The 16,213-nt window shown below is 48.5% G+C and carries 19 protein-coding genes and 1 tRNA gene; 8 read left to right on the top strand and 12 right to left on the bottom strand.

What is annotated here, in order from left to right:
* Positions 1 to 36 precede the first annotated feature (36 nt).
* From purB to LVQ77_RS05000, 4 genes are all read right to left on the bottom strand, one after another.
* Complete coding sequence (gene purB / locus LVQ77_RS05015; RefSeq protein WP_154153033.1) at positions 37 to 1,407, bottom strand: adenylosuccinate lyase; 1,371 nt, start codon at positions 1,405 to 1,407, stop codon at positions 37 to 39.
* Positions 1,408 to 1,427: 20 nt separating this feature from the next.
* On the bottom strand, positions 1,428 to 2,057 hold the full coding sequence (gene hflD, locus LVQ77_RS05010; protein ID WP_134183377.1) for a high frequency lysogenization protein HflD: 630 nt from the start codon (positions 2,055 to 2,057) through the stop codon (positions 1,428 to 1,430).
* Between the two features lie 25 nt (positions 2,058 to 2,082).
* Positions 2,083 to 3,189: a tRNA 2-thiouridine(34) synthase MnmA gene (gene mnmA, locus LVQ77_RS05005; RefSeq protein WP_232903850.1), complete on the bottom strand. Its 1,107-nt coding sequence runs from the start codon at positions 3,187 to 3,189 to the stop codon at positions 2,083 to 2,085.
* A 68-nt stretch (positions 3,190 to 3,257) separates the two neighbouring features.
* Positions 3,258 to 3,707 carry an NUDIX hydrolase gene (locus tag LVQ77_RS05000; RefSeq protein WP_232903849.1) on the bottom strand — a complete coding sequence of 150 codons (450 nt, stop codon included), beginning with the start codon at positions 3,705 to 3,707 and terminating at the stop codon, positions 3,258 to 3,260.
* Positions 3,708 to 3,823: 116 nt separating this feature from the next.
* Between LVQ77_RS05000 and LVQ77_RS04995 the strand changes: the two genes are divergently transcribed.
* The gene (locus LVQ77_RS04995) at positions 3,824 to 4,321 is read left to right on the top strand and encodes a methylglyoxal synthase (protein ID WP_151995488.1); all 498 of its coding nucleotides are present in this window, start codon (positions 3,824 to 3,826) and stop codon (positions 4,319 to 4,321) included.
* On the opposite strand, the gene rluE is transcribed toward LVQ77_RS04995, so the two are convergent.
* Complete coding sequence (gene rluE / locus LVQ77_RS04990; protein ID WP_232903848.1) at positions 4,316 to 4,948, bottom strand: 23S rRNA pseudouridine(2457) synthase RluE; 633 nt, start codon at positions 4,946 to 4,948, stop codon at positions 4,316 to 4,318. The two genes, LVQ77_RS04995 and rluE, sit on opposite strands and share 6 nt — an antisense overlap.
* A 134-nt stretch (positions 4,949 to 5,082) precedes the next feature.
* On the opposite strand from rluE, the gene icd reads away from it, so the two are divergent.
* Positions 5,083 to 6,333: an NADP-dependent isocitrate dehydrogenase gene (gene icd / locus LVQ77_RS04985; RefSeq protein ID WP_064518026.1), complete on the top strand. Its 1,251-nt coding sequence runs from the start codon at positions 5,083 to 5,085 to the stop codon at positions 6,331 to 6,333.
* 60 nt (positions 6,334 to 6,393) lie between these two features.
* Here icd and LVQ77_RS04980 read toward each other — a convergent pair whose 3' ends face one another.
* Positions 6,394 to 6,762 carry a hypothetical protein gene (locus LVQ77_RS04980; RefSeq protein WP_226812175.1) on the bottom strand — a complete coding sequence of 123 codons (369 nt, stop codon included), beginning with the start codon at positions 6,760 to 6,762 and terminating at the stop codon, positions 6,394 to 6,396.
* A gap of 256 nt (positions 6,763 to 7,018) precedes the next feature.
* On the opposite strand from LVQ77_RS04980, the gene LVQ77_RS04975 reads away from it, so the two are divergent.
* Positions 7,019 to 7,094, top strand: a tRNA-Thr gene (locus LVQ77_RS04975).
* 269 nt (positions 7,095 to 7,363) lie between these two features.
* Here the strand turns inward: LVQ77_RS04975 and LVQ77_RS04970 are convergent.
* The gene (locus tag LVQ77_RS04970; RefSeq protein WP_232865507.1) at positions 7,364 to 7,606 is read right to left on the bottom strand and encodes a DinI-like family protein; all 243 of its coding nucleotides are present in this window, start codon (positions 7,604 to 7,606) and stop codon (positions 7,364 to 7,366) included.
* 104 nt (positions 7,607 to 7,710) lie between these two features.
* The gene (locus LVQ77_RS04965) at positions 7,711 to 9,153 is read right to left on the bottom strand and encodes an MltF family protein (RefSeq protein WP_232903847.1); all 1,443 of its coding nucleotides are present in this window, start codon (positions 9,151 to 9,153) and stop codon (positions 7,711 to 7,713) included.
* A 369-nt stretch (positions 9,154 to 9,522) separates the two neighbouring features.
* Between LVQ77_RS04965 and cspE the strand changes: the two genes are divergently transcribed.
* The 3 genes from cspE to LVQ77_RS04950 all read left to right on the top strand — a co-directional run bounded on the left by cspE (position 9,523) and on the right by LVQ77_RS04950 (position 10,660).
* Positions 9,523 to 9,732, top strand: coding sequence for a transcription antiterminator/RNA stability regulator CspE (gene cspE / locus LVQ77_RS04960; RefSeq protein ID WP_034456078.1), 210 nt, complete (start codon positions 9,523 to 9,525; stop codon positions 9,730 to 9,732).
* Between the two features lie 279 nt (positions 9,733 to 10,011).
* Positions 10,012 to 10,173, top strand: coding sequence for a YqaE/Pmp3 family membrane protein (locus LVQ77_RS04955; protein WP_064518094.1), 162 nt, complete (start codon positions 10,012 to 10,014; stop codon positions 10,171 to 10,173).
* Between the two features lie 181 nt (positions 10,174 to 10,354).
* Entirely contained in the window at positions 10,355 to 10,660 is a 306-nt protein-coding gene (locus LVQ77_RS04950) for a hypothetical protein (RefSeq protein WP_232865505.1), read from the top strand.
* Between the two features lie 57 nt (positions 10,661 to 10,717).
* Here LVQ77_RS04950 and LVQ77_RS04945 read toward each other — a convergent pair whose 3' ends face one another.
* Positions 10,718 to 11,221 (bottom strand): 2-thiouracil desulfurase family protein, encoded by a 504-nt coding sequence (locus tag LVQ77_RS04945; protein ID WP_232865504.1) that lies wholly within the window; start codon positions 11,219 to 11,221, stop codon positions 10,718 to 10,720.
* A gap of 154 nt (positions 11,222 to 11,375) precedes the next feature.
* Here LVQ77_RS04945 and LVQ77_RS04940 point away from each other — a divergent pair, with 154 nt between their 5' ends.
* A complete protein-coding gene (locus LVQ77_RS04940) occupies positions 11,376 to 12,083 on the top strand; it encodes a CTP synthase C-terminal region-related (seleno)protein (protein ID WP_232903846.1) in 708 nt (235 codons plus the stop codon).
* On the opposite strand, the gene LVQ77_RS04935 is transcribed toward LVQ77_RS04940, so the two are convergent.
* The gene (locus LVQ77_RS04935; protein ID WP_232903845.1) at positions 12,084 to 13,289 is read right to left on the bottom strand and encodes a CynX/NimT family MFS transporter; all 1,206 of its coding nucleotides are present in this window, start codon (positions 13,287 to 13,289) and stop codon (positions 12,084 to 12,086) included.
* A 97-nt stretch (positions 13,290 to 13,386) separates the two neighbouring features.
* Between LVQ77_RS04935 and LVQ77_RS04930 the strand changes: the two genes are divergently transcribed.
* Complete coding sequence (locus tag LVQ77_RS04930) at positions 13,387 to 14,175, top strand: AraC family transcriptional regulator (protein ID WP_232903844.1); 789 nt, start codon at positions 13,387 to 13,389, stop codon at positions 14,173 to 14,175.
* 5 nt (positions 14,176 to 14,180) lie between these two features.
* Here LVQ77_RS04930 and LVQ77_RS04925 read toward each other — a convergent pair whose 3' ends face one another.
* Complete coding sequence (locus LVQ77_RS04925) at positions 14,181 to 14,627, bottom strand: DUF441 domain-containing protein (RefSeq protein WP_151995523.1); 447 nt, start codon at positions 14,625 to 14,627, stop codon at positions 14,181 to 14,183.
* Between the two features lie 249 nt (positions 14,628 to 14,876).
* Complete coding sequence (locus LVQ77_RS04920) at positions 14,877 to 16,160, bottom strand: YeaH/YhbH family protein (RefSeq protein WP_064518108.1); 1,284 nt, start codon at positions 16,158 to 16,160, stop codon at positions 14,877 to 14,879.
* Positions 16,161 to 16,213: the final 53 nt, after the last annotated feature.

Below are 16,213 nucleotides of genomic sequence, written 5' to 3'. Positions count from 1 at the left end.
GAAAAAAACGCCACCGCGGAGGGTGGCGTAGGAAGGTTATTTCAGCTCGTCAACCATGGTGATGGCGCGGCCAATATAGTTAGCCGGGGTCATCGCTTTCAGGCGAGTTTTTTCCTCTTCTGGCAGCTCAAGGCTGTCGATAAACTGCTTCATGCCTTCCGCATCAACGCGTTTGCCGCGAGTCAGTTCTTTGAGCTTCTCGTAAGGCTTTTCAATGCCGTAACGGCGCATCACGGTCTGAATTGGCTCAGCCAACACTTCCCAGTTGAGATCAAGTTCTGCCAGCAGACGGTCACGGTTCACTTCCAGCTTGCTCACACCTTTCAGGGTTGACTGGTATGCAATCAGCGCATAGCCAATACCAACTCCCAGGTTACGCAGCACGGTGGAGTCAGTCAGGTCGCGCTGCCAGCGTGAAACAGGCAGTTTGCTCGCCAGATGTTGCAGCATCGCGTTAGACAGGCCCAGGTTGCCTTCGGAGTTTTCGAAGTCAATTGGGTTAACTTTGTGCGGCATGGTGGAGGAGCCGATTTCGCCAGCAATCGTTTTCTGCTTGAAGTGGTTCAGCGCGATGTAACCCCAGACGTCACGATCGAAGTCGATCAGAATGGTGTTAAAGCGTGCGATGCAGTCAAACAGCTCAGCGATGTAATCGTGCGGCTCGATTTGTGTGGTGTACGGGTTCCACTGAATGCCCAGTGAAGTCACGAACTCTTCGCTGAACTGGTGCCAGTCAACTTCCGGGTAAGCAACCATGTGGGCATTATAGTTACCCACCGCGCCGTTGATTTTGCCCAGAATGTCCACTTTCTCTAACTGACGGAACTGGCGTTCCATACGGTATGCCACGTTTGCCATCTCTTTACCCATGGTCGATGGGGTAGCTGGCTGGCCGTGGGTACGGGAAAGCAGAGGAATATCACGATACTGAACCGACAGATCTTTCACCGCGTCGATCACTTTGCGCCAGTACGGCAGCACCACGTCCTGGCGTGCAGTTTGCAGCATCAACGCGTGGGACAGGTTGTTGATATCTTCAGAAGTACAGGCGAAGTGAATAAATTCAGATACCGCATGCAGGGCTGGAACGGCCTCTACTTTTTCTTTCAGGAAATACTCAACCGCTTTTACGTCGTGATTGGTGGTGCGTTCAATGGTTTTGATGCGTGCGGCATCTTCTTCACTAAACTCAGCAACAATTTTATCAAGGTAACCGATTGCGTCTGCGTCAAAAGCAGGAACTTCCTTGATCGCTGCGTGCGTGGCCAGTTTTTGCAGCCAACGTACTTCGACTTGTACGCGGAATTTCAGCAAACCAAATTCGCTGAAAATAGCGCGCAGAGCGCTGACTTTGTCGCCGTAACGTCCATCAACGGGGGAAACGGCGGTCAGTGAGGATAATTCCATAAGTTACAACTCCAGAGAGGTTAACATTGAGCAAGAATTTGTTTGGCCTGAGCACACAGGCGACTACGAGAAAACATTAACTGCAAGCGGCCACCGCCGACTTGATGCCACAACACGGCGGCGCGAATACCGGCCAGCAGTGAGGCGCGAACTTTGCTCTGCACCTGCGGGCTTTGCAGCACAGCAGGGGAGCCGGTGACCTGAATACGTGGGCCAAGTGGGCTAATAACATCAACATAAATCCCGGCCATGGCGCTCAGAAGCGTATCGGACTCAAGGTCAAAATGATCAAGCTGACGCTGCAACCCAGCAATGCTTGAGCCGAGTTTGTCCATGGCGCCTTTGCTGCCGTGAAGCTTACGTTCCAGCACCATGAGACTTAATGTGTAGCGCGTCAGTTCAGCGTTCAGACCCTGGCGATTACTGGCGTTCAACACGCCGAGCAAGGTTTCCAGACCGAGTTTAAGATTGGCTTCGTTGCCACCAAAAACATCCAGCGTGGAGCCTGGGTTTTGATCGATAACGCTGTTCAACGAGACATGCAGCGCATCGTTATCGCAATGCCCCTGGTGTGCCAATTGCTGAACCAGACGGGCAGACTGGCAGATCCCTGCCAGTGCGATGGTGATGTCATAGTAATTCTTGGCCACGGAGCTTCTTCCTTGCTGACAATTTTTAAACAGTGAGCGGCAGACGCTGCTCAATAACACCACCACCGAGGCATACTTCACCGAGATAGAACACGGCAGACTGGCCTGGTGTGACGGCAGCAACAGGTACATCAAAACGCACTTCAATACGGTCTGCATCCAGCGGTGTAATCACGCATGGAAGGTCAGTCTGACGATAGCGGGTTTTGACCGTGCACTTCAGTGGTTCGGTCAACGTTTCACGGTCAACCCAATGCAGCTGCTGGGCAATTAAACCCACAGACATCAAGCGCGGGTGCTCGTGACCCTGGGCAACCACCAGAATATTGTTCTCAACGTCTTTATCGACGGTGTACCACGGCTCTTCGCTACCGTCTTTGGTGCCACCAATGCCCAGACCTTTACGCTGGCCCAAAGTGTGGTACATCAAACCCTGGTGCTGACCAATGGTTTCACCATCAACGGTGACGATTTTACCCGGCTGCGCAGGAAGGTAACGGCCAAGGAATTCACGGAATTTGCGCTCGCCGATAAAACAGATACCGGTGGAGTCTTTTTTCTTCGCGGTGATCAAATCTAACTCTTCAGCAATACGGCGAACTTCTGGTTTTTCCAGCTCACCGACCGGGAACAGGCTTTGTGCGATTTGCTCGTGCCCCAGTGTATAAAGGAAGTAGCTCTGATCTTTGTTGCTGTCTAAGCCGCGCAACAGGCGACTTTTACCGTCCACATCTTCGCGACGCACGTAGTGACCGGTGGCGATGTAATCGGCACCTAAATCTTCGGCGGCAAATTCGAGGAAAGCTTTAAATTTGATCTCTTTGTTGCACAGAATATCCGGGTTTGGTGTGCGCCCGGCTTTGTACTCTTCCAGGAAGTGTTCAAACACGTTATCCCAGTATTCTGCGGCAAAGTTTACGGTGTGCAGTTCAATGCCGAGTTTGTCACAAACGGCTTGTGCATCCGCTAAATCAGCAGCTGCAGTGCAGTACTCCTCGCCATCATCCTCTTCCCAGTTCTTCATGAACAGGCCTTCCACCTTGTAACCTTGTTGTTGCAACAGGTACGCGGAAACGGAGGAATCGACACCGCCGGACATCCCGACGATCACTTTTTTTGGGCTTTCAGACATTGGAGTAACTCACGACATTGAACTTATAAGGCGGCGTATTCTATCACGCATCCCCAAAGCTATCACCCCTAACTAAACGGCCAGTTAAATGCACCCAGAATGCTGAGCGGATAACGTTCAGCACGTTGGTAGCAGCGGATACTTTCGGCAACCAGCGGTGAGCGCAAATTATCAGCGTTAACAATTTGTTGCGCATCAAGCCATAAACAACGATCGATGTCGCTATCGTGTGGCGTTGTCGGGAGTTGTTCGTCGAGATCGATGGAAAACAGGAATCGCAGGAAAGGGGTTTTATCCGGGGCTATCCACTGGTGCATGCGGATAAACGTCTGCGGTTGCGCACAAATACCGGTTTCTTCATATAATTCGCGCGTAGCAGCTTCTATTAACGTTTCGTCAGCTTCCAGGTGCCCGGCAGGCTGATTCCACGTGGCTTTGCCATTGATTGTTTCTTCAACAACCAAAAATTTCCCTTGTGCCTGAACCACGCAGGCGACGGTAACGTGCGGTTTAAACATCGTTATTCTTCCTGTCTCAAATTCGTTAGTGCGATCATTAGAAAGTGATCTGGATCACATATTTTTTCTGTGACCTATACTCTGTTGGATTTCAAAAATCCCACGAGGGTACCATCATGCAGCTTACCACGCGTATTATGCCGCAACAGAAACGTATCGCTTTAGTAGCTCACGATCCTTGTAAACCCGACTTGCTGAACTGGGCGGTTGATAACCAGACGGCTCTTAGCCAACATATCATTTACGCAACTGGCACCACCGGAAACTTATTGCAGGCGCACACTCGGTTATCCGTTCTGGCGCTGATGAGTGGTTCGATAGGGGGCGACCAACAGCTAGGATATCTGATTGCATCAGGCCAGATAGATGTGCTGATTTTCTTCTGGGACCCGCTCAGCGCGGTGCCACATCATTCTGATGTCAAAGCTTTGATGCGGCTGGCAACGGCCTGGAATATCCCGATTGCCAGCAACGCGTGTAGCGCTAACTTTTTGATTCACTCGTCGCTTTTTGAGCAGGCATTGGAAATCACCGTGCCTGATGGCGATGCTTTCCTCAGTAGCCGCGTTTCGCATGTCACTCAACACGGCGTGAATACTCAACACCTTTTATAGCGTGTCGATGGGGATTTCGCGCCATTCACCCGGCGCTAAATCTGCCAGTTCCAGCGTCCCCATTGCATAACGCACCAGGCGCAGAGTCGGGTAACCGACATGCGCCGTCATCCGCCGAACCTGGCGATTACGGCCTTCATACAACGTTATCTTTAACCAACTGGTTGGAATGGCTTTACGCTCACGAATTGGAGGATTACGTGCCCATATCCATGTTGGCTCATCAACTAACTCAGCGCCTGCTGGCAGAGTCGGACCATCGTTGAGCGTCACGCCATTTCGCAACGATTCCAGCGCCTCTTCCGTCGGTACGCCTTCAACCTGCACGAAATAAACTTTACCGGTGCGTTTACCTGGCTCAGTCAGTTTTGCCTGTAATACGCCGTCATTGGTTAACACCAGCAAACCTTCGCTATCTCTGTCCAGACGGCCCGCCGCGTAAATTCCTTGTAACGGTATGTAATCTTTCAGCGTGCTGCGCCCGGATTCGTCGGTAAATTGCGGTAGCACATCATAGGGTTTATTGAAGATAACCAGCCGCTTCGGTCCGCCATGCTGTGGTTTTTTGGCAGGTCGTTGTGTGCTGAATCGTTTAACTTGCTGGTTTCTAAAAGAAGTTTTATTCATAGTGTTTTCAGACGTTAGGTATTAACGCATTATAACGGAAATCACCAGTGATTGGCGCGGGCCTGATATTCAAGTAGTATTGACACGCACATTACAAATCATTAACAAAAAGAAGCGCTCGAAGGAGAAGGTTAATGGAAAGCAAAGTAGTTGTTCCGGCGGAAGGTAAAAAGATCACCCTGCAAGATGGCAAACTGAATGTTCCTCACAACCCAATCATTCCTTTCATTGAAGGTGATGGTATCGGTGTGGACGTGACGCCAGCTATGATTAAAGTGGTTGATGCCGCCGTGCAGAAGGCCTACAAAGGCGAGCGGAAAATTTCCTGGATGGAAATCTATACCGGCGAAAAATCTACCCAACTTTATGGCCAGGACGTCTGGCTGCCAGAAGAAACTCTGGACCTGATTCGTGATTACCGTGTGGCGATTAAAGGGCCACTGACCACGCCAGTTGGCGGCGGCATTCGTTCTCTGAACGTTGCTTTGCGTCAGCAACTTGACCTGTACGTGTGCCTGCGTCCGGTGCGTTACTACCAGGGCACACCAAGCCCGGTTAAACACCCAGAGCTGACCAACATGGTTATCTTCCGTGAAAACTCAGAAGATATTTATGCGGGCATCGAGTGGAAGGCTGACAGCGCTGAAGCTGAAAAAGTCATCAAATTCCTGCGTGATGAAATGGGTGTGACGAAAATTCGTTTCCCGGAACATTGCGGTATCGGCATCAAGCCTTGCTCAGAAGAAGGCACCAAACGCCTGGTTCGTGCAGCCATCGAATACGCAATCACCAACGACCGTGATTCCGTGACCCTGGTTCACAAAGGCAACATCATGAAATTCACCGAAGGTGCTTTCAAAGATTGGGGCTACCAACTGGCGCGTGAAGAGTTCGGCGGCGAGCTGATCGACGGCGGCCCATGGGTGAAACTGAAAAACCCTAACACCGGCAAAGAGATTATCGTTAAAGACGTGATTGCTGATGCATTCCTGCAACAGATTCTACTGCGTCCGGCTGAATACGACGTTATCGCTTGTATGAACCTGAACGGTGACTACATCTCCGACGCTCTGGCCGCTCAGGTTGGTGGTATCGGTATCGCACCAGGCGCGAACATCGGTGATGAATGTGCCCTGTTCGAAGCCACCCACGGCACCGCACCAAAATATGCTGGCCAGGATAAAGTGAACCCAGGTTCTATTATTCTGTCCGCTGAGATGATGTTGCGTCATATGGAATGGTTCGAAGCTGCTGACTTAATTGTTAAAGGTATGGAAGGCGCGATTAACGCGAAAACCGTAACTTACGATTTCGAACGCCTGATGGAAGGCGCTAAGCTGCTGAAATGTTCAGAGTTTGGCGATGCAATGATCGAACATATGTAATTAGTAAAGTTTGCTAATGCTAAAACGGGAGCCTGGTGCTCCCGTTTTTTATGGGCAAATTTATACTTCAGGTTTTTCGTAACGTGGCAATTGGGTGACTTGATAAACTTTCGTGCTTTCGATGGTGCATCTGTCCGGCGTCGGTATTCCTGAATAAAACAAAAAATACTGCTGTTTCTCCGGGAAGAAAACCAGATCATCTCCATTCTGGAAACTAGTTACGCGAAAGGGAATGTCATTTTTTGTTTTGGTTACCCTGATGCCAGACGCAACCATAAAGTGATCGTCCCATTTCATTGTCGAAAGATTGTGGCTAAACCGTGATATCACTACATTTTCGCGTTGGGGGCATGAAAGCTGGGTCGCTGTAGCAGCAAAAGCGGAAGATTGAGCAAAACCCAGAAGGGTAATTAAGAGAATGAGTTTCATAAAACGTCTTATTTGTAATGCATTGTAATAATAAGATAACACGTTTCGCTATGGAGTTTAACTTCACGGGTTACTCGCATCATGAGATATTAATCTGCAAATGGTGCTTTGGTTTTGAATAATTTAGCCCTTTTTAAATGCTTTGCTGCTTTTTTATGCCTGAAATGGTTCATTTAAAATCAATAAGTTGAATTTTTGAGCGAACGATTCACAGGGGTTTGCATAGCGCCTCGGCTTTGTATAATATGTTTTCCACGCCGACTTAGCTCAGTAGGTAGAGCAACTGACTTGTAATCAGTAGGTCACCAGTTCGATTCCGGTAGTCGGCACCATACATTAAAAAAGCCACCTTTTAGGTGGTTTTTTTTCGTCTGTATTTTAGTGAAAAAGGAAGGCTAGCTGTTGATAGCACTTCCTTCTTATTTCCTAGATCCAACCCTGCTGGCTTGCAAGCCATACAAGAATTGCTACCACTATTAATACGATGGTTGTTTTTCTCATAACTGCGAAACCCGTTTAAAACAACTGATGATGAGTGGCGAGGATGATATCAGGAGTTGAAGACGGAAAACCTAACGTTGTTTACTGAATAGGTTTGGTTTTACTCTTCGCAAACCAACCAAAAATCGGCTTCGTCGAACATCTCTTCAACCAGACGGTTAATCTTTTCTTTTTCATTCTTGGTGCAGTCGCTGTGAACTGCATTAGTCTGCATCGGTTTTACCCTGACATCGGCATCGGGGAAAATGACCTGAACCCTTCGAGTCAGTTCATTAAGAATTTTTTCATTTGCACCGGGAAGGCCCGCTACATTTCGTTTGTCGTAAACCAATTCAACGAACATTAAAATGCTCCTTCTAAAGCTGTATTTATATACAGTAATAAATATCGGTATTTAAGGCAAGCCTGTTCCCAAAAAACACAGTGTGTGCAGAGGTGAGGTGAGGGTTATTCTGCTTTAACTCCTGTTAGCGGAGTCTCATGTTCACGTGCTTTCATCTGTTCCATGATTAATTGATAAGCAATGTAATACTTGAAGATATTGCTCACGTATTGCACTGTTTCATTGCCAATGCGCAGTTGTGCGATGCGTTCGACATTATCAAACCAGACGTTGGGATCAAGACCTTTGGCCTCGGCTTCTTTACGTAGCCGGGCAATTTTAGCTGGCCCTGCATTATAGGAAGCAAAGGTGAACAGCAGTTTGTTCATTTCGGTCATGGGCTGGTCTGCAAAATAGCGGTCGCACATAAAGCGGATATATTTCACACCCGCGTTAATGTTTGGGTCGATTAACCGTATATCACCGACTTTTAACTCTTTCCCGGTCGTGGGGAGCACTTGCATTACGCCAATCGCACCGCTTTTACTGCGCACCTTCTGGTCAAGGCGAGACTCCTGATAGCCTTGCGCTGCCATCAATAGCCAGTCGACATTATATTGTTCGCCATATTTGCGGAAAATTTCGGTTACCTGGTAAAACTTATCTAACTCCTCTTGTGAACGGGAGTCTTTCACCCATTTTGTATTACGCAAATATTTATAAACTTGTTGATTTCCGAATGAAGTACCAATTTTATGTGCGGTGGTGAATTTATCTAATTGTTTACGAAGGAGAGGGGAGTTTTTGCGCATTGCCAACGCGATAGAACCATCATCACGAAGAGTAATGTCTTCATATACCACTAGATTGGGATAAATTTGCTTCCATAATAGTGCCAGGTACCTGTCGACAACGGTGTAATCCGCAAGGTTCGCATTCACCATCTCAAGAATATCTTCTGGTTCAAAATTACCAGGGGCTTTAGTGATGACCGCTGGAGGGAGTTTCTTCGCTACTAAGCTTTTATTCAGTGCATCAATACTGGAAATGTAACTGGTCGAAGGATTCACAAACAGAGACTTACCCGACAGGGATTCAACATTCTTTAATTCAGGCGCTTTGCTACTGGCAATAACGACTTCACGGACGTTTTGCGCCAATGGCGCGCTGAAGTCGACGAGTTTTTCGCGCTCCTCTGTAATCGTCATATTAGCCGCAATTATATCGCCACGCCCGGCGACAAGTTGAGGGATAAGTTGATCGCGTGCGGTCGGAATAAATAGAAGATGTGTTTTCTGAGAGGGTTTTAAGCCCTTATTAATCTGTTTATCAAACTCTTGCATCAGTTCGACCATGATGCCGCGTTGTGTGCCGCCGTTATCAATAAAGTAGAAAGTTTTACTGTATGGAATCAATACGCGCACGACGCGCCTTTTTTGCATCACATCAAAGTCGCCCAGAACGGTATTAACTTTGGTTTCGAATTTCAAAGGGGGGTCTTCGGTGGCTGCGTGCGTCATCGGCAAAAACGTGGTGATCAATAGTACTACCAACAGCAAGCGGATCATGGCTACACCATCTAAGCCTTCCAGCCGGGTACTGTTTAACTATAGCTTGCACAATGATGGCTTGATTAATAAATGCACGATTTATGATTGGAGTGAGAGTCACAGAGAACGGTCTGCCGCCTGGATGAGAAAATTATTATTTGAAAATAATTCTTGCTTCCAATGAGCGTCTATGAGTAAATGCGTCATCGGTTTGGAAGACAGACCTTATGAAAGCAGTTTTAGTAAAGCAGTCCTCAGTTCAAGCGCTATCAAGTCATCAGATACCCTTCTTCGTGAGTCTCCTCCTAAGTGCCTAAATAAGAAACGTTCTGCAATACAGACCACGTTCGCCATATTAAATGGCTATAAAATATCGAGGAAGTATCTATGTCTAAAATGACTGGTTTAGTAAAATGGTTTAACCCAGAAAAAGGTTTCGGCTTCATCACTCCTGACAATGGTAGCAAAGATGTGTTCGTTCACTTCTCTGCCATTCAGAGCAATGATTTCAAAACTCTGGACGAAGGCCAGAAAGTTGAGTTCTCTGTTGAGAACGGCGCTAAAGGTCCATCAGCAACTAACGTTGTTGCTCTGTAAGACTGCTAACGCATACTAAGACTGACGCATGCGAAGACGGTGAATAACCCGAGCCGTTAAGTCGAAGTGAATAAACCCGCCTGGTGCGGGTTTTTTGTTGTCTGATTTTCCTGAATCCCACCTTTTTTCCTTATTATCAATGCCATATATCTTCTGTGGTTACTCAATTATTTACATTAAATAACGCTGCACCCTCAGTAGGTTTACACCAGGTAGACTATGCTTCCAGTGAAATATACTTATTTCAGCTTCGCATGCATTAATAACTGGAGTTTTTTTATGGGCTTTTGGCGTATTGTTTTTACGATTATTTTACCACCGCTTGGTGTCTTGCTGGGTAAAGGGTTCGGTTGGGCATTTCTTTTGAATATTGTACTAACGCTACTGGGTTACATCCCTGGCCTGATTCATGCGTTCTGGGTGCAAAGCCGCGATAAATAAAATAAAACACGCAGGCTAGTTTTTTACGTACGTTACGCAAACTATATAAAGTGGCGTAACGTACGAGCGGTAACCCCACTTGCCGCGTTCCTCCCATTACCACTCTTCACCACCCTGTTTACATTTTCGCCTAAGAATGTTCTGATATAGCCAATTATTTAATGAGCTACAGAGTTACTTTATGTTTCAGTTAAAACCGGGAATGCTGGCAATAATCATCGGTTCCCGTACTGCCGCCGGGCGTGTGAATGTGGGCAAATCAGTCGAGCTTTTTGGGCTGTGTGAGCCGGGTGAAAGCTTTTTGAACCCAGTAACCGGTGTGGTGACACAACTCCCACATGATGCGAATTATCCGCTGTGGCTGGTCACGGGCAATGTCGTGGCATTTGATGGTCGCGAAGGTTATACCTTTGTTCGCGGCGAATATTTGATGCCACTGGATAAGACATTATTGCCTGAGGTTGATGAAGCGCAGGTGGTTTATTAAAGAGTATGAAGGCAGAGGAGGTGAGCTACTCGCAACTATTGCCTTCATTCACGACTATCAGCCGTTAGCCTTATCTAGCTCGTCGACTCTGGCAATCAGTTCGACGAGTTCAGTTTCCGCATAAACTTCGATACCGTGCTGTCGCAACAATGCGGCTGCAACGCCCATTCCAGGCTGCGTTACCCCCTGAAAAGAACCATCATAAATTTTCTGACTGCCACAGGTAGGGCTGCCATCCGTCATTAAAGCCAGCTGGCACCCGGAATCTTGTGCGGTTTTTAACGCAAGCCATGCGGCTAATAAATAGTGCTGGCTAACGTCCGTCCCATCACTTTCCAGAATGGTTGCCATGCCTTTTAGTGCTTCCTGCCCGCCGCCGCCAACCAACTCTGCCGGGAGTCGCGGCGTTGCAAGCCCCGCGGCTAATTCAGGACAATGAACGACCAGACGTTGCTCTTGCTGCCAGCGAGCTAACACCTCTGCAATCAGCGGCTTATCTTGACCGTTATAGCGAATTTTAAAGCCCATCAGGCAGGCACTGACCAGTATTTTTGTTTTCATTACATCACGCGGAAGTGAGAGACAGAGCACGTTACTACAGTATGTTGTGCTTACGCCACCCTGCTAATTTTGGGCGTTGCAGGGAAAAAGGTAATGGCATACTCTATCATTCCTTATGTAGTAGATGCTGTTAAACATAAGGATAATCAATTAAATGCCTCCATTACCTTTGAAACAAACCCTTCGCGTTGCGCTGGTTGGTGACTATAACCGGTCGGTCATTGCACATCAGGCTATTCCTCTTGCTTTAGATAATGCTGCTGAATATGTTGGCGTCACTGTTGACTACGATTGGTTGCCAACTCCAGAAGTCACAAGTCCGGAAGACCTGATAGGGTATGACGCTATCTGGTGTGTTCCAGCCAGTCCTTATCAGAATGAGGAGGGTGCTTTTTTGGCAATTCGTTTTGCCCGAGAGAACCAGATTCCATTCCTGGGAACCTGCGGTGGGTTCCAGCACGCAATTATCGAGTACGCACGGAACGTAATGGGCTGGGAAGATGCTGGTCATGCGGAAACTGAAAGCCAGGGCCGACTGGTTATTACGCCACTCATCTGCTCGCTGGTAGAGAAATCTGACGTTATAAAACTCGAAGCCAACTCAATAATTGCTAAAGCGTATGGCAGGGGGAGAATTGAGGAAGGCTACCATTGTAATTATGGGATAGCCGAAAATTTTGCCGAACAGCTGAATCAGTCTCAACTACATGCTACTGGGTGGGATGGACAAGGTGATATTCGTGTCGTTGAGTTAAGCGGGCATCCCTTTTTCGTCGCAACGCTTTTCCAGCATGAGCGTAACGCCCTGAAGGACAAACCTGCGCCGCTGGTTGAGGCGTTGCTCATAGCGGCGCAGCGTTAGTCAGGAAGAGTGATGAGAACGAGCTGGGCTGATCTCTGCATCACGCCCGGCAAGGCTACCGAATACCGCCATCACGCATGCCAGCACCGCGCAGCCAAGTAACGGCAGGCTCCACTGGCCAGTAATATCGTGAACTTTCCCCATGACTGGCGGGCCGAACGCCGCCAGTAAATAACCGACGCATTGTGCCATGCCAGACAGCGCCGCCGCCTGGTGCGCACTGTTAGCACGCAACCCGATAAACGTCAGGCCGAGGATCATCGTCGCACCCGTGCCAAAACCAAATAACACCACCCAGAGGCTGGCAAGAGCTGGCATAAACAGTAAGCCGATGGCGCTGGCCGCACACAGCAAAGCCATCAGGATCGCGATCCCTCGTTGATCTTTCAGGCGGCTTAGCATCAAACCAATCAGCAGACCCGGTGCGGCGGTCGCCAGTTGCATCAGCCCGTGGAGTGAACCGGCTTGCGCTTCGCTATAACCGTGGCTGATAAGTATCGAAGGCAACCAGCCAATCACGACATAATAAATTAGCGAGTTAATACCCAGGAAAAGCGTGACCTGCCACGCCAGCGCGGATGTCCAGATCCCACGGCTATGGAGAGCGTTACTTGAACTCAACGCAGCTTTGGTGTGGTTCGATAGCTGTGGCAGCCAGATAAGCAAAGCGACTATTGGGAAAATCATTAACGCCATTAGTGCACCGGGCCAGCCGTAACCATGCTGTGCGATCGGGACCACCATCATTGAGCCAATCGCCGCCGCAACGCCCATGGTCAGAGAGTACGCGCCAGTCAGGCGTGCGACCTGACCTGGAAAATCACGCTTAATCAGGCCGGGTAATAGCACATTACCCATCGCAATCCCGCAGCCAATAACAGCGGTACCGATATATAACAGTGCAGTATTTCCTGCAGAGCGAAGTGCTATCCCCCCGCAGATAATCACCATGGCAGCAAACAGGCTGCGTTCAATACCGAAGCGGCGGGCAATACCTGCAGCTAGTGGAGAAACTATCGCAAACGCTAATAGCGGGAGAGTGGTAAGAATGCCCGTTTGTGCCGTAGTCAGCCCAAAAGTATCGCGAATCATATCCAGCAATGGTGCTGCACCGGTAAACGTAACGCGAAGGGTTGTGGCAATCATTAAAATGCCGAGCAGCAACAAGCCGTGTTTTTTCACGCTTGTGGAAGAAATTGACGTCATAGAAATATCCCTTAATACGAAGCGCTCAAGATACACGCTTTAGGAATGGATGGAATCAACGTAAAATGCCAGTTTATCCCTAAATTCGGACAAGGTTATGGAGCGCGGTTTAGCCCTCGAAGGTTTCGACCCTGATAGCAATTGCCATCCTGCGCAGGCATTTCGTATCCTGGTGTCAGAAAGTGAGAACGAAATTGCCTTCCATCAGCATAGAAAAGGGCAATTGATTCTGGCTTTGCACGGTGGGATTACCTGCGAAGTTGAACAGGCGCTGTGGATGGTGCCAACTCAGCATGCGGTCTGGATCCCCGGAGAAATGCCTCACAGTAACCGGGCTACGGCTAATGCACGCCTGTGTTTTCTGTTTATTGAACCGGGGGCGGTAGAGATGCCCGCTCAATGCTGCACACTGAGAATTTCACCGTTGGTCCGCGAGCTTATCCTGCATCTGACTGAACAACATGAAGGTGATTTATCGCAGCCCACAACTCAAAGACTGGTGCAGGTGTTGTTTGATGAATTGCCGCGCCAGGCGGTAGAGCCACTGCATTTACCGATGTCAGGGCATCCGAAGATTCGCTTTATTGCTGACCAACTGGCGCAGCATCCGCAGCAGCGTCAGACTCTGCAACAATGGGCTTCACAACTGGCGATGAGTGAGCGCAATCTGGCCCGCCTGGTGGTGAAAGAGACAGGGCTTAGTTTTCGGCGCTGGCGGCAACAGCTGCAATTAATCATCGCGCTGAGGTTATTAATTAGTGGTTCGTCTGTGCAACAGGTAGCGAGCGAACTCGGGTATGAGTCGACCAACGCCTTTATCACCATGTTTAAGAAAGCGCTTGGCAACACGCCAGGGCGTTACCTTGCATCACTGGAACCACAGTAGCGCTGTTACTGTTTCCCTATGATTAGTGAAACCAGTCCGGCTGCGATAAGCGGCCCTACAGGTACACCGCGGAATAGAGCTACGCCAAGAACAGTGCCTACTAATAGGCCCGCCACTAAACTCGGCTGGCTACTCATGAGCGTAACGCCACGTCCGCCAAGCCATGAAACAAATACACCCACAGCGATAGCAACCAGCGATTTCCAGTTGGTGAAAGAGTGCAAAAGGGTACTGGCGGGCAGAGTGCCACTGGCAATCGGGGCCATCACACCGATAGTCAGAATAATTATCCCCACAGTCAGACCCTGCTTTTCAATCCAAGGGAAAAAATGACTTAAAGGCGTTACGCGGACAATAATCAGTACCAGAATTGATACAGCAACGGTGGTGTTATGGCTGACAAACCCAAGCCCGGCGAGAGCCAGCAGGATTAATAACGTGGAGTCGAAAATCATTTTTGTTCCTTGCGAAATATAATAAGAGAAAACTATTTTTATTGTTATTAACCACTTTACGCGCACGAGGGTTATGGCGTCAGCCTTTTTAAGTTATTCCCTGTGCTTTTGTGCAAATGCATGATGTTTATTGATATTGCAGGTTTTTCGCAGGTTATGTCTTTGCTGAGGAATATAAAAAAACAAATGACTTTATTTGAGGGATATAAAGAAAATCAGCCAGTATAAGGCTGGCTGATTTTGGGGTTAGTTGTAACTTTTACTCGCCTGCTTTTGGAAAAGCTCACGGAATACAGGGTAGATATCATCCTGGTCGCGAATATGCTGCATCGCGAAGTTATCAAATGTAGATTGTAAATCCTCATATTCACGCCACAGGGTTTGGTGTGCACGGCGCGTAATTTCGATATAGCTGTAATAACGCACCATTGGCAGTAATTTCTTCGCCAGTAATTCATGACACAACGGCGAATCATCAGCCCAGTTATCACCATCAGAAGCTTGTGCGGCGTAAATATTCCACAGTGCCGGGTCGTAGCGCTCCTTCATGACTTCATCCATCAGTTTCAGGGCGCTTGAGACAATCGTACCCCCCGTTTCCTGCGAGTAAAAGAACTCGTGCTCATCGACCTCTTTGGCCTGGGTGTGGTGGCGAATATAAACCACTTCCACGTTTTTATAGGTTCGACTCAGGAACAGATAGAGCAAAATATAAAAGCGTTTTGCCATATCTTTGGTTGCCTGATCCATCGAACCGGAAACGTCCATCAAACAGAACATTACCGCCTGGCTTGAAGGCTCAGGGCGTTTTTCGTAGTTTTTGTAGCGTAAATCGAAGGTATCGATAAACGGCACACGGGCTATTTTCTCGCGCAGTTCGGCAATCTCTTTGCGCAAGCGTTCTTCTTCAAGCAACTGGGCGGGTTCGCTGTTGCTCACCGTTTCAAGACTGTCTTCAAGTTCGTGTAACTGACGCCGTTTACCGGCAGTCATTGCAGTGCGGCGTGCCAGTGAGTTTTGCAATGAACGAACAACGCTGATATTCGCCGGTACGCCATTCGATGTATAACCCGCACGGTGTGATTTAAACTCGGTTATCTGGCGATGCTGATTCTTCTTCAGATTCGGCAATGCCAGGTCTTCAAACAATAAGTCGAGATATTCATCTTTAGAGATTTGAAAGACGAACTCATCCTGGCCTTCACCATCCTGACTTGCCTGGCCCTGGCCACCCCCTGAACCGCCACCACCACCTTGCGGGCGCTCGATACGGTCGTTCTGTACAAAGTGATCGTTACCTGGGTGAACACGATGGCGCAGTCCACCACGCCCCTGATGAAACATCGGTTCGCTAATATCTTCACTTGGGATAGAGACGGATTCGCCGCTGTCCACGTCGGTTACCGAACGCTTGTTGATGGCCTCGGAAATCGACTGTTTAATCTGTGCTTTATAACGGCGTAAAAAACGCTGGCGATTTACCGCGCTTTTATTTTTTCCGTTCAGTCGCCTGTCAATAAAATAGGCCATATTTCCCCCAAACTTCTTTGCCAACTGCGCAGGGGTGCCACGGTTGTGGCACC

Origin of the sequence: Buttiauxella cochleicola (genome assembly GCF_021282435.1) — a bacterium.
GTDB classification, from domain to species: Bacteria; Pseudomonadota; Gammaproteobacteria; order Enterobacterales; family Enterobacteriaceae; genus Buttiauxella; species Buttiauxella massiliensis.
This window is presented reverse-complemented; position numbering and strand designations above follow the sequence as displayed.